The 21,061-nt window shown below is 49.4% G+C and carries 20 protein-coding genes; 17 read left to right on the top strand and 3 right to left on the bottom strand.

Features of this window, described 5'->3' with window-relative positions; all coding sequences use genetic code 11:
• Positions 1-9 precede the first annotated feature (9 nt).
• The gene (locus ACE5LO_RS09695; protein ID WP_375519816.1) at positions 10-774 is read right to left on the bottom strand and encodes an SDR family oxidoreductase; all 765 of its coding nucleotides are present in this window, start codon (positions 772-774) and stop codon (positions 10-12) included.
• Positions 775-963: 189 nt separating this feature from the next.
• On the opposite strand from ACE5LO_RS09695, the gene ACE5LO_RS09700 reads away from it, so the two are divergent.
• Positions 964-1,557: a bifunctional transcriptional activator/DNA repair enzyme AdaA gene (locus ACE5LO_RS09700; protein ID WP_375519817.1), complete on the top strand. Its 594-nt coding sequence runs from the start codon at positions 964-966 to the stop codon at positions 1,555-1,557.
• Complete coding sequence (locus tag ACE5LO_RS09705) at positions 1,557-2,093, top strand: methylated-DNA--[protein]-cysteine S-methyltransferase (RefSeq protein ID WP_375519818.1); 537 nt, start codon at positions 1,557-1,559, stop codon at positions 2,091-2,093. The genes ACE5LO_RS09700 and ACE5LO_RS09705 overlap by 1 nt, the downstream gene beginning before the upstream one ends.
• A 60-nt stretch (positions 2,094-2,153) precedes the next feature.
• Here ACE5LO_RS09705 and ACE5LO_RS09710 read toward each other — a convergent pair whose 3' ends face one another.
• Complete coding sequence (locus ACE5LO_RS09710) at positions 2,154-2,717, bottom strand: hypothetical protein (protein ID WP_375519819.1); 564 nt, start codon at positions 2,715-2,717, stop codon at positions 2,154-2,156.
• A gap of 166 nt (positions 2,718-2,883) precedes the next feature.
• Here ACE5LO_RS09710 and ACE5LO_RS09715 point away from each other — a divergent pair, with 166 nt between their 5' ends.
• The 12 genes from ACE5LO_RS09715 to ACE5LO_RS09770 all read left to right on the top strand — a co-directional run bounded on the left by ACE5LO_RS09715 (position 2,884) and on the right by ACE5LO_RS09770 (position 15,546).
• Complete coding sequence (locus ACE5LO_RS09715) at positions 2,884-3,222, top strand: ArsR/SmtB family transcription factor (protein WP_375519820.1); 339 nt, start codon at positions 2,884-2,886, stop codon at positions 3,220-3,222.
• A 27-nt stretch (positions 3,223-3,249) separates the two neighbouring features.
• Positions 3,250-4,998 carry a SulP family inorganic anion transporter gene (locus tag ACE5LO_RS09720; protein ID WP_375519821.1) on the top strand — a complete coding sequence of 583 codons (1,749 nt, stop codon included), beginning with the start codon at positions 3,250-3,252 and terminating at the stop codon, positions 4,996-4,998.
• Between the two features lie 4 nt (positions 4,999-5,002).
• On the top strand, positions 5,003-5,155 hold the full coding sequence (locus ACE5LO_RS09725) for an FCD domain-containing protein (protein WP_375519822.1): 153 nt from the start codon (positions 5,003-5,005) through the stop codon (positions 5,153-5,155).
• Between the two features lie 36 nt (positions 5,156-5,191).
• Positions 5,192-5,971, top strand: coding sequence for an ABC transporter ATP-binding protein (locus ACE5LO_RS09730; RefSeq protein ID WP_375519823.1), 780 nt, complete (start codon positions 5,192-5,194; stop codon positions 5,969-5,971).
• Positions 5,972-6,160: 189 nt separating this feature from the next.
• The gene (locus ACE5LO_RS09735) at positions 6,161-6,715 is read left to right on the top strand and encodes a TerB N-terminal domain-containing protein (protein ID WP_375519824.1); all 555 of its coding nucleotides are present in this window, start codon (positions 6,161-6,163) and stop codon (positions 6,713-6,715) included.
• Positions 6,655-7,728 carry a tellurite resistance TerB C-terminal domain-containing protein gene (locus ACE5LO_RS09740; protein ID WP_375519825.1) on the top strand — a complete coding sequence of 358 codons (1,074 nt, stop codon included), beginning with the start codon at positions 6,655-6,657 and terminating at the stop codon, positions 7,726-7,728. Before ACE5LO_RS09735 ends, ACE5LO_RS09740 begins: the two co-directional genes overlap by 61 nt.
• A complete protein-coding gene (locus tag ACE5LO_RS09745) occupies positions 7,715-9,037 on the top strand; it encodes an ATP-binding protein (protein ID WP_375519826.1) in 1,323 nt (440 codons plus the stop codon). The genes ACE5LO_RS09740 and ACE5LO_RS09745 overlap by 14 nt, the downstream gene beginning before the upstream one ends.
• Complete coding sequence (locus ACE5LO_RS09750; RefSeq protein ID WP_375519827.1) at positions 9,034-11,223, top strand: DEAD/DEAH box helicase; 2,190 nt, start codon at positions 9,034-9,036, stop codon at positions 11,221-11,223. The genes ACE5LO_RS09745 and ACE5LO_RS09750 overlap by 4 nt, the downstream gene beginning before the upstream one ends.
• Positions 11,224-11,383: 160 nt before the next feature.
• The gene (locus tag ACE5LO_RS09755) at positions 11,384-12,895 is read left to right on the top strand and encodes a spore germination protein (RefSeq protein WP_375519828.1); all 1,512 of its coding nucleotides are present in this window, start codon (positions 11,384-11,386) and stop codon (positions 12,893-12,895) included.
• Positions 12,896-12,956: 61 nt separating this feature from the next.
• Positions 12,957-14,078: a Ger(x)C family spore germination protein gene (locus tag ACE5LO_RS09760; RefSeq protein ID WP_375519829.1), complete on the top strand. Its 1,122-nt coding sequence runs from the start codon at positions 12,957-12,959 to the stop codon at positions 14,076-14,078.
• A 99-nt stretch (positions 14,079-14,177) separates the two neighbouring features.
• Positions 14,178-14,441: a hypothetical protein gene (locus tag ACE5LO_RS09765; protein ID WP_375519830.1), complete on the top strand. Its 264-nt coding sequence runs from the start codon at positions 14,178-14,180 to the stop codon at positions 14,439-14,441.
• A 13-nt stretch (positions 14,442-14,454) separates the two neighbouring features.
• A complete protein-coding gene (locus ACE5LO_RS09770) occupies positions 14,455-15,546 on the top strand; it encodes a GerAB/ArcD/ProY family transporter (protein ID WP_375519831.1) in 1,092 nt (363 codons plus the stop codon).
• A gap of 21 nt (positions 15,547-15,567) precedes the next feature.
• On the opposite strand, the gene ACE5LO_RS09775 is transcribed toward ACE5LO_RS09770, so the two are convergent.
• Positions 15,568-17,226, bottom strand: a complete 1,659-nt coding sequence (locus ACE5LO_RS09775; protein WP_375519832.1) for a GMC oxidoreductase — start codon at positions 17,224-17,226, stop codon at positions 15,568-15,570.
• Positions 17,227-17,350: 124 nt separating this feature from the next.
• Here ACE5LO_RS09775 and ACE5LO_RS09780 point away from each other — a divergent pair, with 124 nt between their 5' ends.
• The 3 genes from ACE5LO_RS09780 (at position 17,351) to ACE5LO_RS09790 (ending at position 20,685) form a co-directional block, all read left to right on the top strand.
• Positions 17,351-18,133, top strand: a complete 783-nt coding sequence (locus ACE5LO_RS09780; RefSeq protein WP_375519833.1) for a ThuA domain-containing protein — start codon at positions 17,351-17,353, stop codon at positions 18,131-18,133.
• Between the two features lie 220 nt (positions 18,134-18,353).
• Entirely contained in the window at positions 18,354-19,403 is a 1,050-nt protein-coding gene (locus ACE5LO_RS09785) for an NAD(P)/FAD-dependent oxidoreductase (RefSeq protein WP_375519834.1), read from the top strand.
• A 109-nt stretch (positions 19,404-19,512) separates the two neighbouring features.
• A complete protein-coding gene (locus tag ACE5LO_RS09790; protein WP_375519835.1) occupies positions 19,513-20,685 on the top strand; it encodes an aminotransferase-like domain-containing protein in 1,173 nt (390 codons plus the stop codon).
• Positions 20,686-21,061: the final 376 nt, after the last annotated feature.

Here is a 21,061-nt window from a genome sequence, read left to right on the forward strand (position 1 = left end):
TTGATGTGGTTAAAGATGTGATCCACCGCTGGCGTCGATGATCTGTCCGGTGATCCAGCGGCTGTCCGGGGATGCGAGAAATGCAGCGATATCCGCGATATCCTCCGGTTCACCCCAGCGCCCGAAAATTGAAAAATCGGCACCGGCCTTGCGGCCATCCGGGTCCTGCAGCATGCCTGTATTCATATCAGTAGCTACATATCCGGGGGCGATGGCATTGATCGTTATGCCGCGCGGACCGAGATGATTGGCAAGCGAGAGCGTTAAGGCGTTGATGGCCCCCTTGGTCATGCTATACGCCGGAATCATGGGTAAAGATATTCGCGCAACCGCTGATGAAAGCTGGATAATGCGTCCTTCATTCCGAAGGCGGGACAGGGCCTCTTGAATGATGAAAAACGGCGCCTTCACATTTAATGCCATCAACTGATCAAATGCATGCTCCTTTGTATCTTCAATGGCAGCGACCTGAGCCATTCCCGCATTATTTACGAGAATATCCATGCCGTTATTGCCGAATCGCTCCGAAAGCTCCCGGTCCAGTTCAGAGTACAGCACACGTACTCCTTCAGTCGAGCCAAGATCTGCTTGAACGGTGAAGCCGGAGCCCCCGCTACGCTCAATTTCTGCTACCGTTTCTTTAGCATCAGCCTGATTGGAGAAGTAGTGTACGGCAACGACCGCTCCTTCCTCCCCAAGCCTGCGGGCGATAGCCCTGCCGATGCCGCGGCTTCCTCCCGTTACTAACGCAACTTTATTTCTCAGTTTATCCATTTCATCATCTCCTGGTGAGTTTTTTGCTTGCAAGCCAGTTTTACCATATTTCGAATTACGGGATGTTGCGGTCTAATTGACGGATAAGCCAGGCTATAGGCAAAGGATTTCGTAATCTTGCTATTCCATTTTGAGGTTGAGACACAGGGCGGGGAGAGGGGTTATACTTAGGGAAGTGGAGGGGAAGCTATGATCCATTCAATCGAAAATGAACCATTGCTGACAGATGAACGCTGGCAAGCGATTATGCAAAATAATACGGCATATGATCATCAGTTTATTTACGCAGTCAAGACGACAGGGATTTTCTGCAGACCTTCCTGCAGATCAAGAGCGCCCAGGAAAGAGCATGTCCGGATTTTTAACAATGCGAGCGCGGCTGCGGCTGCTAACTTCAGACCGTGCAAGCGCTGCAAACCAACGGGCGGCCGCTTGCCTGACCAGGAGTGGGTAGATCAAATGATGCAATACATCGATCAGCATTATCGTGAAACGATTACGCTGGATACCTTGGCGGCCATTTGCCACGGGAGCCCTTATCACCTGCAGCGGACCTTCAAGAGAATTACAGGGACTACGCCTGCCGAGTATATTCAGCAGAAAAGAATAAGCGAAGCGATATCCCTTTTGCTTCATACAAATAAATCCGTAGCTGAAACAGCGGTTATAGTCGGTTTCTCCAATGCGCCCTACTTCATTACACTTTTCAAGAAAATGATAGGGCAGACACCGAATGACTACCGGCGTGCTTATGAGATCAAACAAAGCGAGGGCTTGATATAATGAACATACAAACAAATGCCGAGATTTACTGGACTTTACTGACCTGTGAAAATCAGAGCATTCATTTGGCCGCATCGGACAAGGGGCTTGCATTTGTTGGCTCCGGCAATGGTCCGTTCCATGAAATGGCGGATTGGTTAAAATCGCGCTTTCCTGGCTGCCGGCTGGTGAAGGACGACAGAAAACTGCAAATCTATTCCGATGCGCTGACAGAGTATTTGGAGGGGAAATGCAGCAGCTTTTCCCTGCCTTTGCATCTTCAGGGCACACCTTTTCAAAAAGCGGTATGGAACGCGCTTGGCCATATTCCCTATGGAGAAACAAGGACCTATTCCGAGATCGCCATCCAGTTTGGTAAACCAAGCTCGGTCCGCGCCGTGGCGGCAGCAATCGGGGCGAATCCGGCCCTGATCTTTGTCCCGTGTCACCGGGTCATTGGCAAAAATGGAACATTGACGGGCTATCGCGGCGGACTTGATATGAAAAAGGAGCTTTTAACACTGGAAAATGCTGTCCCATCTGTGAACCGTTTTTAATTTAAAAGAGCTAGTGTTGGCGGTTTGGAACCACCAACACTAGCTCTTTTCCTTGGTTGTTTAAACAAGTTGTTCTGATGCCAGATGGAAACGTCGAAAATCCTTTGTCAAATATTTAATTTTTTTCTCGATCTTTCTTTTGATTTTAGGATCGGAACATTCCATAAGGCTATCTATATGCCGATCGAGCGTCTCTTTAATTTCAATTAACCAGAACGCATTATTATACGGGCGCAACTCCTGTAAATCTTCCGCAAAAGCTTCGGATAGAAAACGAATATTCGGTTTATCCAACCATTTGAGAACAGGAAAATAAGGAGGTGTGAAGTCTTCTCGATAATCTTGTCCTGGTACTTGATCCCAGAATTGTTTCCACTCTTGGATTAAGCCAACTTCGTAGAATATATACTTTAAGAACCCGCAAAGCCATGCCGTGCAACTCGTATTTCGTTTTTGACAACCGACGACCTGTTTTAAAGAGAGGCAGCCCAAGCAGCAAGAACCACCGCCAGCAATACAAACTTTACAGATATGATCTGCCCCTGCCCCATGGAGAAATTCAAGACCGACTTCGATTACTTTTTGTTTTGTTGTAGAGCATACAATCTCTTGAATATCAGACATGCATCCACACCTTTCTGTTTTTAGAAAAGGACTTCTACCGAATTGAATATTTGATTATTTGAATTTATAATGTATTATACCTTTTGAAGTTTGTTTTACAAAGAGCTTGTTACTTGTGTTATTATATTTGCATATTCAAAGCTTTAAGTTTTAAGGGGGTTAGATCATGACTCGTGCGATTCAGCAATTTAAGGCTGAATTTTTTAAAGCGTTGGCTCATCCCATGCGCATTCAAATTCTTGAGTTGTTATGCGAAGGGGATAAAAATGTAAATGAACTCCAAGCCATATTAGGAAGCGAAGGTTCTGCCGTATCCCAGCAGTTGACCGTGCTTCGCAATAAGAATGTGGTGAGTGGAACCAAAGAGGGGACTTCCGTCATTTATTCCCTCCGAGATCCCCTGATAAAAGATCTGCTCGGGGTTGCCAGACAAATATTTGATAACCATCTGGTGGACGCAATATCCATGTTAGAGAACATAAGGAATGATGAAACGGGCAAATAATCAAATATATGAAGAAGAAGGTTTTTTATGAAATGGTCGGACAGATTTGAAGGATACAACTTCCAGTCGTTACGTCGAGATCTCGTTGCAGGGTTGATTGTCGGTATCGTCGCCATTCCGCTTGCCATGTCTTTCGCTATTGCTTCCGGTGTAAAACCTCAATTCGGAATTTATACGACCATTGTAGCAGGATTCCTCATTTCCTTGCTTGGCGGGTCCAAGTTTCAGATCGGGGGTCCAACCGGAGCGTTTGTGCCGATCTTGTTAGTTATTGTCCTCCAGTATGGATATGAAAATTTGCTCCTCGCCGGAATGCTCGCGGGGATTATTCTTGTTTTGATGGGGATTTTTAAGCTCGGCATATTGATTCAATTTATTCCGCGCCCCGTTACGATCGGGTTTACATCAGGCATCGCGGTCATCATTTTTTCCGGACAAATCGCCAATTTTTTGGGCCTGCAACATATGAAAAGCCATGAATACTTTTTGTCCAACATGAAAGAAATCGGAGCTCATCTTTCCACCTGGAACATTTACAGTGTCTTGACTGCGGCTATATGTCTTGCTGTCATCCTTATTCTTCCAAAATTACTCCCGAAAATTCCAGCGCCTTTAGTTGGACTTATCATATCAAGTGTTGTGGCGACATTATTTTTTGATGGCAAAATAGCAACCATCAGTTCAACTTATGGAGCGATTCCGGATACGCTTCCAACATTCGCCATGCCGCATTTTACGATGGAAAAAATAAATCAGATGCTCGCGCCTGCTTTCGTTATAGCGATGCTTGGCGGAATTGAATCGCTCCTGTCCGCCGTTGTCGCAGATGGCATGACAGGGAGCAGACATAATAGCAATCGTGAACTCATCGGGCAAGGGATTGCGAATATCGTTACTCCGCTTTTTGGGGGAATTCCTGCAACCGGGGCGATTGCACGTACGGCTACGAATATTAAGAACGGCGCTGCTTCTCCTGTTTCGGGAATGGTTCACGTGGTAGTCGTTTTGTTGGTCTTGATCTTATTCGCTTCATTCGCTTCCGCCATTCCGCTGGCCAGTATGGCGCCAATTCTGATGGTGGTGGCTTGGAATATGAGCGAGCGGAAAGAATTTGCCTATGTTTTAAAAACGAAAACGAGCGATTCTGTCGTTTTGGTAATTACGTTTCTTCTTACGGTCTTTACGAGTCTGACTACGGCAGTCGAAGTGGGCTTGGTTCTTGCGGTTATTATTTTTGTAAAGCGGATGCGGGATATCCTTACGGTAACAAAGGTTTTACCCGATCCGTCGATAAGAAATGAGAAAGTCAAATCTTATATGGTGGGCGAAGATCATGACTGTCCCCAGACCAGCATTTATACGATTGAGGGACCTCTTTTCTTTGGTGCAGCCAATATGTTTGAAAAATCCATTATGGATAATATTCACTTGTATCCGAAAGTATTGTTGCTTCGCATGGGGAAAGTTCCTTTCATCGATGCGACCGGTGTATCCAACCTTGCCAGTATCGTGAAGCATTTCAACAATTCCGGCGGCAGTGTACTCATTTCAGGCATTCAACCACAACCTAAAGCGTTTTTGAAAAAAACTGGAGTCGACCAAATGATTGGAGAAGACCACTTCTTTGACCATACCGGCGAAGCGATTACCTTTGCGTTAGGTAAATTGGATCATAACAAATGCTTAGGCTGCAAACACTTCGCCTTTCGTGAATGCGCCGCGTTATCTTCCGGTACCGGGCAAAAGCAGGTTATGGAGCAGCTTCAGAAGAGCTGAAATTATGGATATGTACGAAGTCCGCTTTATACTGGAGGTGGAGATTTCCAAACTTGCTGCTGAACGTCGGGATGACCGCGACCTGGAGCATATCCACGAATGTTTGATGCTGCGCAGCATTACTTCGTTAATTTATTGCGAAATAAACGTCAGATGATAAGACGCTATATGGAGAGGAAGAGGGGATATATCAATGGAAACGGTGATCCGGCTTGAGCAGGTTTCTTACCGCAGAGAGAAGAGTGAAATTCTGAAAAATATCAATTGGACCGTTAGAAAAGGCGAGCATTGGGCGCTCCTGGGTTTGAATGGCTCAGGCAAAACAACGATTCTTAATCTGATCAATGGATACATATGGCCAACGCTGGGCAAGGTCTCAGCCCTTGGGGAATTATACGGTTCGGTCGATGTGCGGGAAATGCGCAAACAGATCGGCTGGGTCAGCTCCTCGCTGCAGGAAAGGCTGCACAGTAATGACAAAACGCAAAATATCGTGATCAGCGGAAAGCATGCCTCCATCGGTTTATATGAAAAAATAACGGAGCAAGAGGTAGAGGAAGCCCGGTCCTTGATGAACCAGTTGGGCTGCAGCCATTTGTTTGACCGCTCTTATCAAACCTGCTCGCAGGGTGAAAAGCAAAAAATCTTGATTGCCCGGGCTTTGATGGCATCGCCAAAAATCCTTATTTTAGATGAGGCAACCAATGGTCTGGATTTCTTGTCCAGAGAGTCTCTATTGGCCAGCATTCAGCAATTGGCAGAGCAACCGGATTCACCTACGATCCTTTATGTAACCCACCATATTGAGGAAATCATGCCTGTCTTTAATCAAACCCTGATGATTCGCAGGGGAGAAGTGTTTCGGCAAGGTCCGAGCACAGAGGTTCTTACGAATGACACACTATCCTCTTTCTTCGAGACGCCAATCCAGGTGCAGCGGCTTAATAACAGAGCCTGGATTTCTATTCCTTAAACTAAAAAGCCAGTATAATGCCCATCACACTGCAAGTCACAGGTGATGGGTTTAACTTTTATAACAATACGAATCGGGGAATGCATGTTCCTGTTTTTTTTGTAAAAAACCGTTCTTCCGATCTCTAAAATGGTATAATGGTTCCTACTCAAACGCTTAACCAAGCGGAAATCGCTGTGAGGGATCAGAATGGATAATAAGAGTGCACAGGACATCGGCTTTGCGGAATTGTTCATTGATGAAGAAGAACCGGAAGTCCGACGGACGCCAAAGGCAGCGCCTCCAGTCCGCAATTATGCTTCACTTGAAGGCTTCAGCCTGCTGGAGGGGGAACCCGGGTATCTGGCGACACGAGAAGCGAATTTTGTGCATCAGGCCAGACAATGGGGGGATAGAAAGGGGAGTTGTGTGCCTTTTCAGCCATTCATGAGCTATTGGCCGACCTATTCGCAAATGAATGGCTCGCAAACTGAATGGTATTTCTACTGGCGCCGCGAAGTGCGCGGGAAGAGGTATCCTGAGACGGATTTGTCCTATATTTTTATTTATATTTATGAGCTTATTCACGGCGTCGGCTGGACAGAGCCTGAAGAGGGATTTCAACTTCTGCTTGAGCTGAGAGAGGCCTACGCCGACAGCTATCCCGGGCTGCTTGAATATATGGCGGACTGGCTGCGGATTTCGTGCTGGTTCACCGCCTGCCAGTACCTCTCGATGAGATCATCATCTCCAGTCCTGCGGTGATGCGTGGTGATCTGTTTGATCTGGCGCTGACGAGGCTGCTGGAGGAAGAGAAACCGGTGCTGCCCCTGGAAATTGTGCTGGGGCTGTCCGATTACAATATGCGGCGCAGTACTTTCTACAGCTCGGGCGGAAAGGAATCGTTGGCAAAGCTTGTCCCACGCGTCATCACACTGGTTGATACTTACATGGGCAAAACACAGGGCCGCCGGCTTAAGGATGCGTTTGCTCCCGGCAGGAGCAAAACGGTCAACAGGTATCTTTTCCAGCGGGCAGTGTACGATCCTTCCTTCCACGGCCGTACGATTCTACTCAAATTTATACCCTACCGGGAATACAAGCCTTTTCGACAGTATATAACACAGCTGATCCGCTGCACGGAGAACAAGCTGAGGGAAATGGCAGGTTTCAAAGGCAGACTGAAAGAAATTGTGCTACTGCCGGAGACACAGGCTTTAATAGAGCGTTTTATTGAGAAGGAACAGCTGCAGGCCCGGCGGACGAGCAGGGAAATCCAGATTGACACGGAGAGGCTGGCTTCCCTGCAGGAGGATACTGAAGTGGTACAGCGTCTGCTTACCGTTGAATATGATGAGGAGAGTGAAGGAGGAGGAGAAGCGGAAACCGTTTACTCTGAGCTGGCAGAGCGGCGGTCTTGGAGGGAGCTTTCATCCAGTGTGGAGCATTCACCAAGCAAAGAGTCTTCTTCATCCGGCATCAAGGAAGCAGAGGATATGGGTGCTGATTCTGCTGAGGAATGGCAGGAAATAAAGGCAGGACTCCAGCCTGTTCATCTGCAGGTGTTATCTCTTCTGTTGTCCGGGGGACCCGTTGTGAAGGAGTTGGCATCGCTGGCGGCGCAGCACGGCTCCATGCCAGAACTGCTCATTGATGAGATTAATGACGCTGCCATGGAAACGATTGGCGATTTGCTGATCGAGGATTTTACAGTGATGGACGAGCATATAGATTTGGTACGAGAAATCATAGGGGAGCAGTTGGATGAATCAACTTAAAATACCGAAGAGATTAACGACGGCCCTTGTCAATTCATTAACGGCCGGAGTCGTGCCGCGTGTCGGGCTTGAGCATATCGCCGTCGGACGCAAGCCTGAGGTAGAGGCTATTTTGCGGGATATGGACAGCATTGCCGAAGGGGGAGCGGCCTTCAGGCTGATCACAGGACGCTACGGAAGCGGGAAAAGCTTCCTGCTGCAGACGATTCGCAATTATGCGATGGACCGCGACTTTGTAGTGGCAGATGCCGATTTGTCGCCTGAGCGCAGACTTGTAGGCACCAAGGGGCAGGGGCTGGCTACCTACCGGGAGCTGATGTCCAACCTGTCCACCCGTACACGTCCCGACGGGGGCGCGCTGGAAGCCGTTCTGCAGAGATGGTTCTCTACCATCCAGCAGGCGGTCATGCAGGAGCAGGGGCTGCGTCCGGATGACCCGACACTGAGTACGGAAGTCGAGCAGCAAATTTACAAGGTCACGAATGAAATGCATGCGATGGTGCACGGCTTTGATTTCGCCAAGGTGATGGCTGCTTACTGGAACGGGTACAGACACGGGGACGATGACGTAAAGCAGGCTGCATTGCGCTGGCTTCGCGGCGAGTATGCCACCAAAACGGAGGCCCGCAGCGAGCTGGGAGTTGGAGTGATCATCGATGACGACTCCTGGTATGATTACATGAAGCTGTGGTCGGAATTTATGGCACGTATCGGTTACGAGGGGCTGCTGCTCTTCATCGATGAAGGGGTCAATTTATACAAAATTACGAACAGCGTGTCCCGCCAAAACAATTATGAGAAGCTGCTCACCATGTTTAATGACACCATGCAGGGACAGGCGGAATATCTGGGGATTTTCGTAGGCGGCACTCCGCAGTTCGTGGAGGATGAACGGCGCGGCTTGTTCAGTTATGACGCTTTGCGAACCCGGCTGATCGACGGCAGATATTCGGCGGTTGGCTACCGCAATTACACGGGGCCGATCCTCCGGCTGGAGATGCTGTCCCATGAAGAAATTCTCATTTTGCTGCAAAAGCTGACCCGAATTCATGCGCTTCATTTCGGTTATAACGCAGTTCTGGTGGATGAACAGCTGATCCGGTTTATGGAGGAGGCGACAGGCAGGCTGGGGGCGGACGAGTTGCTCACCCCGCGTGAGGTCATCCGTGATTTTATGGATTTGCTTCATACGCTTCATCAGCATCCGAACGCGTCTTACGACGATTTGCTGGCAGAACGGGGGTCACTGGCTTCAGGCGGCTCCACAGCTCATGAGGCCGATGATTTCCTGGCGGATTTTGAGCTATGAGCGGCCAATATTTTTCCAGGCTGGCACCGTTTATTCAAGAGTTTATTTATAAAAGAAAATGGGACAAGCTGCGAGATGCCCAACTGGAAGCATGCCGTATTCTGCTCGATACGCCCCATCATATGCTGCTCGCTGCGGGAACCGCATCAGGGAAGACGGAGGCGGCCTTTTTCCCCGCGCTGACCGAATTGCATGAAAAACCGTCCGCTTCGGTGGGTATTTTGTACATCGGCCCCCTAAAGGCGCTCATTAACGATCAGTTTGAACGGCTGAATGATCTGCTGCGGGAGGCAGGTATTCCGGCCTGGCATTGGCATGGCGACGTGCCGCAGGCCGAGAAGACCAAGCTGATGAACAAGCCGTCCGGTGTGCTGCAAATTACGCCTGAATCACTGGAAGGGCTGCTCATGAACCGCCCCAATGCGATCCCGGCGCTTTTTCACGATTTGCGTTATGTCATCATTGATGAAGTGCACGCGTTTATGGGAGTCGACCGGGGAATCCAGTTGCTCAGCCAGATAACGCGTGTGGAACGGATGGCGTCCTGTCGGCCGCGCAGAATCGGATTATCCGCGACACTTAGCGATTATGGAGAGGCGGCGGACTGGCTGGGAGCGGGCAGTCCGCTGCCGGTGGAAGTCGCGGCTTCAAACGGCAAGAAACGGCTGAAGCTGAGGGTGGAGCATTTCTCCTTCCCGGACGCCCGTGATGAAGAGCAGGCTGAGCAGCTGCAATTGGCACAGCAGGCTTATTATGATTTCATTTATGACAGCACTCATTTGAAGAAGTCGCTCGTATTTACCAACAGCCGCACGGATGCCGAACTGACGATTCTGGAGCTGCGGCGCATCGCGGCAAGGCGGCAGCAGCCAGACATTTTCCATGTCCATCACGGCAGCATCTCCGCGATGCTGCGGGAAGAAGCGGAGGCCGCTCTGCGTAGCGGGCCTGAACCTGCGGTGGCTGCAGCCACACTTACCTTGGAGCTGGGCATCGACCTGGGGGAACTGGAGCGGGTCGTGCAGCTTGGGGCTCCCTACAGCACATCCAGCTTTGTGCAGCGGCTGGGCCGTTCCGGCAGAAGAGAGGAGCAGCCCTCGGAAATGCTCTTTGTCTGTCCGGAAGAGGAGGACGAAGAGGCACAGCTGCCTGCCCGCATGCCATGGACGCTGCTGCGCGCCATTGCCGTCATCGAGCTGTATGTCCGTCACAAGTGGGTCGAACCGCTGTCCATCCGGAAGCTGCCGGTCGGCCTGCTGTACCATCAGACGATGAGTGTGCTGAAAAGCATGGGGGAAGCCGAGCCGGCCGAATTGGTCAAAGCGGTATTGACGCTGCCCTCATTCCGCTTTATAGAACCTGAGCAATACAAATTGTTCCTTCACTATCTGCTGCAGACGGATCATATTCAGCGGACGGACGAAGGAACGCTGCTGATCGGGCTGACCGGTGAAAAAATCGTGAACAATTACCGTTTCTATGCCGTGTTTAAAGATGAAGAGGAGCATGCCGTCTATAACGGTTCCGAGGAGATCGGCTCCATTACGACCGTACCGCCACCGGGATATTGCTTTTCTCTGGCAGGCAAGCTGTGGAAGGTGGTTGAGGTGGATACCAAGCACAAGGCTGTGTATGTAAAGGCGGCCAAAGGCAAGGTCGACACGCTTTGGCTTGGAGCGGGCGGTGATATTCATACGCTTGTCGTATGGAAAATGAGAGAGGTCCTAGCCGAAAATACGCTGTATTCCTATCTGTCGCCGCGGGCGGTGAACCGTCTGGAAAGGGCCAGAAGGTTAGCCAGAGAAAGCGGCCTGCTGGAGAAAACGGTGCTTCCGGCTGGCGGAGATTCTTATTTTATCCTGCCCTGGACGGGAAGCAAGCCGTTCCGCACCCTGGAAAGAATGCTGAAACACAGGCTGGCTGACACCCACGCACTGCGTTCGGTTGTACCGATGGAGCCTTATTATTTTGTAGTGGCAGGGCAGACGGACGAGGCGGCATTAATGGACGGTATTATCGCAGAATGTAAGAGAGAGCTGAATCCGCTCGAATTGCTTAAGCCGGATGAGGCGCCTTATCTCGGGAAATATGATGAGTTTGTAGCCCCGGATTTGGTGCGCGAGGCATTTGCCGTGGATGGACTGGATTTGCAGGGATTGAGGGAAAGCCTTAATCTTTCAAAATAAATATACAAGTTTTGTGTTTGAAGACCGCATACCGCAGCCAGATTTGGCCGGTTATTGCGGTCTTCTTTGTTGTCAGGATTTTGAGCCTATGCATAATATCAGCTTAACCAACCAAACTAGGTAAATCAGCAAATAGAAAATAAGACATCAGGTGATATGAATGGAAGCGAATTCGGTTGTGAAAAACTCCTTTGGACCAAAGGAGCCCATTTCAAAGCAGCTCGATGAAAATGTGAGCAAGATCCGCTCTGTTATTGGCGAAAGCACCGATTTTATCATGCGAGAATGGTCTTACGGCCCGAATATGGGCTATAGAGCTGTATCCTTCTATTTTGAAACACTCATGCAAAGCTCAGAAAACTATATGAAACGTACGCTTCAGGATCTCGTCGATCACAAGGTCGGTCCGGGGATGGACAGCACACTTGAGGATCTGGTGAAGTTTTTCATGCACGATGGGGTCTCGCAAAAGAAGGCGGTCCTGCTCGATCATATAGATCAGGCCGTGAAGGATATCATTGACGGGCATATGGTTATTTTCCTTGATCAGTGGGATAAAGCGTTAAGCTATGATGCATTTTCGGTGGAAACGAGGCAGGTCACAGAACCTGTTAACGAATCCGTTGTGCAGGGACCGCGCGAGAGTACAGTAGAAAGTCTGGAAAAAAACATGGGTCTTTTGCGGATTCGTCTTAAAACACCGAGCTTCAAGATGGTTAAAGCAAGTGGCGGCGGCAAAACGAATACCGATATCGTTTATGCATATCTCAGCGACGTGGTAGACAGCGAGCTGCTTAAGGAATTCGAGAGAAGGTTTGAAGAGGCCAAGCAGATGGAAGTGCTGGAAACCTCCTATATTGAGCAGATTTTGGAGGACTCGACTTATTCTCCTTTCCCGCAGCACCAGTATACGGAACGGCCCGATGTGGTGACCGCTGCACTGCTTAGGGGGAAAATCGCAGTGTTGGTGCAGGGCAGCAGCGGTGTGCTGTTGTGTCCGGGAATGTTTACGGATTTTTTCCAATCCAGCGAGGATTACTATCAGCGGACGGTCATTTCGTCTTTGATTCGTTTCCTGAGGGTGTTTGCTTTTATTATCGCATTAATGCTGCCAAGCATTTATATTGCTTTGACAACGTATCATACTGAGCTTGTGCCCACTGTACTGCTGCTTGCTGTCATCAATTCACGGGAAGGAATTCCTCTCCCGGCGTTCTTCGAAGCATTGCTGATGGAGTTTTTCTTCGAGCTGCTGCGTGAAGCGGGGGTTCGGCTCCCCAGACCCGTCGGTTCTGCAGTCAGTATTGTCGGAGCTCTCATTATTGGAGATGCTGCGATCAGCGCAGGTATTGCGTCACCGATTATGGTCATTATTGTGGCCCTTACAGGTATTGCTTCTTTCGCCATTCCTCAATACGGCATTGCTATCGCACTGCGGATTCTGCAGTTTCCCATGATGATCGCCGCATCATTGCTCGGTGGATTCGGAGTGATGATTATGCTGATTCTGATTCTGCTTCATCTGACCAAGCTGCGCACCCTTGGTCAGCCTTATCTTGCGCCATTAGCTCCCCTGAAGTTTTCACTCCTGAGGGATGTGTTTATACGGGCGCCGATCCGGATACTGCAGCGAGGTTTGAGGACACGGCAGTTTAACCGGCCAGGGAGATAAGAAGGTTACATTTTTAGGAAAGAGACAAGGTGAGAGAATGCACAGATACGGGATACTCCTTATGTTGGGGGGGCTGCTGTTTGTCTCCGGCTGCTGGAGCAAGCATGAATTGGTAGAATTGGGGTTTGTCCTCGGTGTGGCTCTTGATGCGGGAAAAGATGACCCAATTGAATTGACCGCCCAGATTTATCGTCCCAGCTCGGGAGGCAAGGGGCAGGTACCCTCTACAGGCCAGTCGACGATTAATGTCAAAGCCAAGAACAAAACCGTCATGGAAGCGGTCCGTGATATTCCAATGCATCTGGGAAGGAAATCCCAGTGGAGTCACATGCGGGTTATTATTGTAAGTGAGAAGCTGGCCCGCTCGCAGGATATTGGCAAGCTGCTCGATTTTTTCTACCGCGATCATGAGTCTCGCGGGGACGTGCATGTGATGATAACAGCCGGCCGGGCAGATGCTGCGCTCAAGCTGCGGCCCAAGATCGAGAAATCCACAAGCCAGGAGCTGCTGCGGGCAAATATGATTTCCCACAGCGCTTCAGGCAAAACATTAGCCACTACATTGCTGCTATTGGGGATTCAAGCGCGGAATGCTCATGAGGATGGCGTTATTTCCTATTTATATAAAGTAAAGCCGGGACAGAAAGTATTCACGAATGCCGGTATTGCACTTACGAAAAATGGGAAAATGGTAGGTGTGCTTTCGCCGAGGGAGTCTCAGGGGCTTGCGATGCTTCGCAATGAATTTATGTCAGGCGTTGTCGGCTTCCCCTGTCCGGGGGAGAAGCGGAAGACGGAATCGTTAGAGGTGTTGAAACTGCAGACAAAGCTGAAGATCGAGTGGGCGGCGGGCAAGCCCTCCTACGTGAAGGCTTACACAGATGTAGATGCCGCGATCTCAGAATTAAAGTGCAGCTATATACGTACAGTGGCAGAAGAGAAAAAAATGTTGGATACAGCCGAAAGCCAGATTAAACGAATCATGCTGGACAGCTACCATGAACTGCAGAAGCAGCGGATTGAGGCGCTAGGCATTAGTAACCAGATCTATCGTAAACATCCGCAGGCGTGGGAATCTCTGAAAGAGGAGTGGGATTACCAATTCACCAAACTGCCGATTCAAGTGGACGTTACGATCAAGTTAACTACCCCTGGAACAAGCAATACAGTACCGCTCTTATAGAAAAACGTCTATTGACGTACAGTCACAGAAGACAGACCGTGTTAGCGGAAATTTTTCTTGCGATATTAGGATACCGGGCAGAAATAAAGGGGTTTTCATATGAGGGAACGGATATTTGTGATGGTTTTGGTTTACATTGCAGTTTTGGTGTATGGATTTCTTAACCGGAACAGGGTGACAGCTTCAAGAGATCGGCTTGTGTATGGCATCCTTCTGGTTGGATCATTATACCTGTCACTTGATTTTATAGTGAATCAGGACTGGCCGGATACTACTGATTTCATACCCGGCTTCATCAGGGAGCTGGCAAAGAAGATTGATTCTTTTCTGCATGTAAAAATGGGGGAAATATCCATTCGGTGAAAGGGGAAGAAGCATGGACAAGGAACAGACGATAAGCTCGGGCCAGTTAAGTATCCTGTTTTTTGTATTTATGACGGGCTCCGCCATTATTAATGTTCCGGGTCCGCTTGTTTTGCGGGCGGGTAATGGTGCCTGGCTGTCCCTCATCCTTGCAGGCATGATCGGAGCCGGAGTACTGACCTGCATGCTGTATCTTCACCGCAAGTACCCCGGGTTGAATTACATAGCTTACAGCAGGAAGCTGGTGGGGCCGTTTTTTACTTACGTATTCGGTTTTATGGCCATGTTCTTTCTGCACTACATGCAATCGGCCATTGTACTGGATGCCGGGTTATTCATGGTCACCTCCATGCTAAGGGAAACACCATTGTATGCATTTAACTTCCTGCTCTTTATGGTGGCCGCATTGACTGCTCGTGCAGGTATTGAAGTGATGGCAAGGATGTTCACGTTAATTATCGGGTTAGTAATATTTAGTACGACCGCAGTCCTGCTGCTGGCCATTCCCCTTTACCATGCGGACTATTTGCTCCCGATATTGCCTAAAGGAATAAAGCCGGTGATGCACGGGACATACACTGCTTCAGGTTTTCCTTACATGGAGGCGATTGTATTCGCCATGCTGCTTCCGTGTGTACGTGCCGATCAACGGAGAAAGACAGGAAAGTATATGTTCCTGTCCCTGGGACTAAATATTATCCTGCTGTGTATTTCAACGGTATGTGCCATCATGACCCTGGGTCCGCTGACAGGGGATACCATGTATAGTTTATTTGCGCTCGCCCGGCTGATTGAGTTTCAGGAGATTATCCAACGGATCGAATCGGTAATAGGAATGTCGCTTATTGCCGATTCTTACATGAAAGCTGCCATTGCACTTTACGTGCTGAATGAAATATTGTGCGAGTTGTTCCATATCCGGGATCGGACGATATTGATTGTGCCATTGGCCTTGATCGGTTTTCTTAATACGCTGGTCATCTTTGATGGAACGACAGAATGGTTCAATTTGGTGTTTGTGATACATCCTGTATGGAATTTCTTTTTCTTCGTGCTCCCGCTGCTCATTCTTACTTTGATCGCAGCCATCCGAAAGCGGACATAGGATATAGTTATAAATTAGAAATTATGGATTTTGTTTCACGATTTGATCTGCGGTGCGTATAGCCAGCGCGATGACAGACAGTGCCGGATTGGAGGCTCCCATTGAAGGCAGCACACTTGCATCCGCCACATACAAACCCGGTACGCCGTGGATTTGCCCGAACTGATCCGTCGCCGAGGTGTTCGGGTCTTCACCCATACGGCAGGTGCCGGCATCGTGGTTATCGGCTCCCGGCGGCATCAGGCAAATCGAAGGAACGCCATCTGTCGTCTCCAGTTGCATTTGCATCGCTCCAGCCGATTGAACGGCAGCGTCATACATTTGCTCAATAATAGCCTCGTCTTTTGCACTGTAAGAAAAGTTGACCTGCAGCTCCGGCATTCCGTAGGCATCCTTCCGGCTTGGATCAATAAGAACCCGGTTTTCATACCTTGGCTCCACGACACCGGATATATAATAATCACTGATGTTCCACACATGTTTATCCGGTCTGGTCAGATAATGATAGTCAAAATATTGCTCCGGTCCTTGAATTTGAATCCGGTAAGGACGATTCTCAAGCTCGGGAATCACAATGCCAAGCGTTCCCAGCGGATCAGGGAAGCTGGTGGTATTCAGAGTAGCCCTTACAACCAGATAGGAATGGTTGAGCAGATACCTGCCAATGGCGCTCCCTTGAATGCCGGAATTGAGCAAAATACGCGGGGTCTGCAGGGCACTGGCGGACAGGATAACCGTTTTCGCTTTAATAACATGAGACCTTTTGTCCGGGGTAATCACACGAACTCCTGCTGCTCTCCCCCCTTCAGTCAGGACTTCGGCACAATAAGTATCGACCGCTAGATCAAAGGAACGGCGGTTCAAGGCTTTCGCCAGCAGGTTAATGGTGCTGGAAAAGACATTGGAATTGACCTTGCCCAGCAAGGTTGGTGACAGATCAGCCGCAATGGGGATATCATCTGCATTGGCAAACCCTTGTCTGCGAAGCCGTTCCAGCAAAATTTGCGTGATTAAAGAATTTCTTGTGTATTCCTGTGTGACACTCATAACCTCTTCGGCAATGTTATAATACAAAACCATCTCGGAAGGAGAGATCGGCCAGTTCTTTGCAATATCAAAATCAGGAACCCGGGGAGTGATGCACCCCCATAAAGTGCCTCTGCCACCTAATGCGTATATTAGCTTAAGTCCGCTAAACTGCGGAAGATGCTCGCCAACCAGATCCGTAATTTGTGAGGGGCGGAATAATCGGAAATTGACTCCGTCCATCGTTGACACGTTCATAATGTGGGTCGCCAGATACTGCGGTCCCCGCTCTACCATCCCGATACGTTTGCCGTTCTGGCCCCACTGGTCGCATAACCGCCACAGAGCCGCGCAGCCCCCAATACCGGAGCCCACAATAAGAACATCGTATTCAGTCGCGGCCATTTCCTCCGCAGATGAAAGAGGTATCCAATTGTGGATAAACGCTTCCGGCGGCGGAGGCGGGCAGAAGGGAGGGACCACCCGGGGGGCGGAAGAGGCAGGTGGGGAGGGAATCCGTACCTGCATGCCAGTAATCATACGATCAGGACGGTCAATATGCGGATTGCTGGACATCAACTGATCGATGCCGATTTGGTAATGACTCGCCAGACGGTACAGTGTATCTCCTTCGCCTGCTACGTAGATTCTCACAACACTGCAACTCCTTCTAGTCGAAAATAATCACCCTTTTATACGTATGATTCATTGCCCTGCTTAATACCATAAACTATAGCCACAACTGTGACCCGTGCCAGGAAGGGGGAGAATGCAGCTCATGAAAATGCATAAGCCGTACGGGGCTTCCGGTCGAATCGTTCCGATACGTGTCACCATCTGGAACGAATATGTTCATGAACGAATAAATCCGTTAGTCGCACGCCACTATCCGCAAGGTATCCATGAAGCGCTTGCAGCAGGAATCGGGCCATACGGATTTGGACTGCGGACCGCAACACTGGCGGAGCCGGAGCATGGACTGAGCAATGAAGTTCTGAACGAGACGGATGTGCTCATCTGGTGGGGCCATCTGGCTCATGATCAAGTATCCGATGAAATCGTCACCCGCATTCAGATGAGGGTGCTTCAAGGAATGGGGCTGATTGTACTGCATGCGGGACACCGGTCGAAAATTTTCAAGCGGCTCATGGGGACGACTTGTGACTTGAAGTGGCGGGAGGATGCCGAAAGGGAGCGGCTTTGGGTCGTGGACCCCTCTCATCCGATCACTCACGGAATAGGCGAGTATTTTGAAATAGAAGAGGAGGAAATGTACGGTGAGTTCTTCGACATTCCGGCACCGGACCAACTCGTCTTTATCAGCTGGTTTCAGGGAGGAGAGTTATTCCGCAGCGGATGTGTGTTTCAGCGTGGATTAGGGAAGATATTTTATTTCCGGCCAGGTCATGAGACATATCCAACCTACTATCATCCGCAGGTACTGCGGGTTATTGCCAATGCCGTCTTCTGGGCTGCCTCGCCTCACGGTGCACAGCCTACATATGGAGAGGTCCCCCCGCTGGAGTCTATGCCTGGCCATCCCCTGAAGGGACGCCCGTAAGCCTTGATGGTTCAAACCCAAAAAAGCTGTGCCGACGAGTGGTCGGCATGTTTTTTTTTGCGCTTCTTGCAAGGCAATTTCTCAGCCATCGTCGGAAGTTTTACTTTGAAACACAGTTTGGATTGTAAAATGTAAAAATACAACGTATACTAATCGTATTGATAATGATAATCATTTACATAAAAGTGCTTGTTAAGACTTTGGAATGGTGAGGAGACCGATGAATACAAATCATATATTCGATGTAACTATAATAGGCGGTGGGCCTGCAGGTTTATATTCTGCTTTTTACAGCGGATTACGCGGTTTGAAAACCAAGATTATTGAATATCAGCCTAGACTGGGCGGCAAGTTGCATGTTTATCCGGAGAAAATGATTTGGGACGTCGGCGGACTGGCTCCGGTTCCCGGGGCAAAGCTGATCGAGCAGCTGGTTCAGCAGGGATTAACGTTTAATCCGGAAGTGCTGCTGAACGAGAAGGTAGAGTCCCTTGCCCGCAATGAAGAGGGACTATTTGAATTGTACACCTCGACCTCAGGCGTGCATCTGTCCAGGACGGTTATTGTCGCCGTCGGTGGCGGCATCCTGAACCCGCAGAAGCTTGAGATTGAGGGCGCGGAGCGCTTCGAAGTGTCCAATCTGAATTACACGGTAAAATCACTGCAATATTTCAAGGACAAAACGGTCATCGTATCCGGCGGAGGCAATTCGGCTGTGGATTGGGCCAACGAACTGGAGCCTGTCGCGAAGAAAGTATATCTGGCTTACCGTAAAGAGGCGTTAAGCGGGCATGAGGCGCAGGTGGAACAGCTCCTGAACAGCTCGGCAACCTGTTTTTTTCATACACAGATTACAAAGCTGATGGCCTGTGATAATCATGAAATGATTGAGAGCGTGGAACTGACTAACAACGAAACCGGTGAGGTCCAGACGCTGTCTGTGGATGAGATTATTATTAACCATGGATATGAACGGGATATTTCGCTGCTGGAGAACAGTCCGCTGGATATCAATCTGGTGGACAACTACTATATTGGGGGAACGGCCAACAGCCAGTCTTCCATTCCGGGTCTGTATGCTGCGGGAGATATTCTCCATCATGACGGGAAGCTGCATCTAATTGCTGGAGCCTTTCAGGATGCCGCCAACGCGGTAAACAGCGCGAAGCGCTTTATCGATCCGGAAGCGCACAAGAGCGCGATGGTATCATCGCATAACGAGATGTTTAAAGAGCGCAACCGTGAGCTTATCAAGCAAATGATCAAATAGCAGACATGGATTCATTACAGGAGAAAGCCCGTTTCGACGGGCTTTTTCTGATATAATCAAAATCAAGATGCCTGAGTGCTCTATGTCATTCCAGGAGGTAGTATAGAAAATGGACTATGTATTTTCAAACCGCGTTGCATCGCTTCAGCCCTCGATCATTCGTGAAATTTTGAAAGCGAGCTCGGGTCAGAATGTCATTCCTTTCTCCGCAGGCAATCCGGCGGCAGAAACTTTTCCGGTAGAGGTGATCAGCTCCTTTACGCAAGAGATTCTTACCCAAGACCCTGTGGCGGCTCTGCAGTATGGAGTAACGGAGGGTTATAGTCCGCTGCGTGAAACGCTGAAGGTACAGCTAAAAGAACGCTTTGACATGGGACAGCCGCAGGATGATCTTTTCATTGTCTCCGGTGCGCAGCAGGGGATAGAGCTGGCCTGTAAGGTGCTGTGCAACGAAGGCGACACGATTATTTGTGAAAGCCCAAGCTTTATCGGTTCGCTGAATTCTTTCCGGTCATCGGGTGCAAGACTTGTGGGAGTGCCGATGGAGAGTGACGGCATACATATCGAAATGCTGGAGCAAGCGCTTAAAACGGAGAAAAATGTAAAGCTCATTTATCTGATCCCAAGCTTCCAAAATCCGACCGGTATGACGACAAGCCTGGAAAAGCGCAAGGCTGTCTATGCACTTGCGAAGAAATACGGGGTCATGATTCTGGAGGATAACCCATACGGCGAGCTAAGGTTCAAAGGTACTGATGTGCCGACTATCAAGTCGATGGATGACGAGGGTCTGGTCATTTACGTCGGGTCTTTCTCCAAAGTTCTTTCTCCCGGCCTGCGTGTCGGGTTTGTCCTGGCTCCTGCGGAGGTCATGCAAAAGATGGTCGTGGCCAAGCAGGGGGAGGATGTGCACAGCGCCATGCTGCCGCAGATCCTGGCTCACAAATTTATGACAGAGTACGATTACCAGGGTCATATCGAGCGCATCCGGGACATTTATCGGCGCAAATGCGGGCTGATGACGGAGCACCTGGAAAAATTAATGGGTGACAGCATTACCTACACAAATCCGGATGGCGGACTGTTCCTGTGGTGCAGCTTGCCTGATAACGTACCGATGCTGGAGTATTGTAAAACAGCGGCAGCGAAGGGAGTGGCCGTTGTTCCAGGCACAGCCTTCCTGGTACAGGAAAATGAGCCGTGCAATTCGTTCCGCATCAACTTCTCGACTCCTTCGGATGAGCAGATCGTGAAGGGGATCGAAATCCTGAGTACGGTCTGAGTTGGGTATTACATTTGTGTTGTGAGGCGCTCCGAGAACGAAGCATTCCTACAATCGCTGTTGACCCTTCGGGCCAAAGGCGAACGCTGCGCTTTTCCGGAATTGCTTCGTTCTCTCCGCTGCTGCGTGCATAACCCTATGTAATACCAGGACAGAAAACGAATCTCTGTGATTTCTATTTTGGAAAAAGATCAAGAACAGAAGCGTGTTTCCTTCTGTTTTCGGCCCATCGTCCTGGTTTCGGACAGGAAAGCTCTTATTGCTGCAAAATCCGGCTTATTTCGGTTTTTTCGGACAGAGAAGCCGTTATCCGTACATTCTTGCGCCTGTTTGTTCCATATAATGTTCAATAGGGTCTGTGTGGTCCGAAAGCTCG

The sequence above is a fragment of the Paenibacillus medicaginis genome (assembly GCF_042138635.1).
In the GTDB taxonomy this organism is placed as follows: Bacteria; Bacillota; Bacilli; order Paenibacillales; family Paenibacillaceae; genus Paenibacillus; species Paenibacillus medicaginis.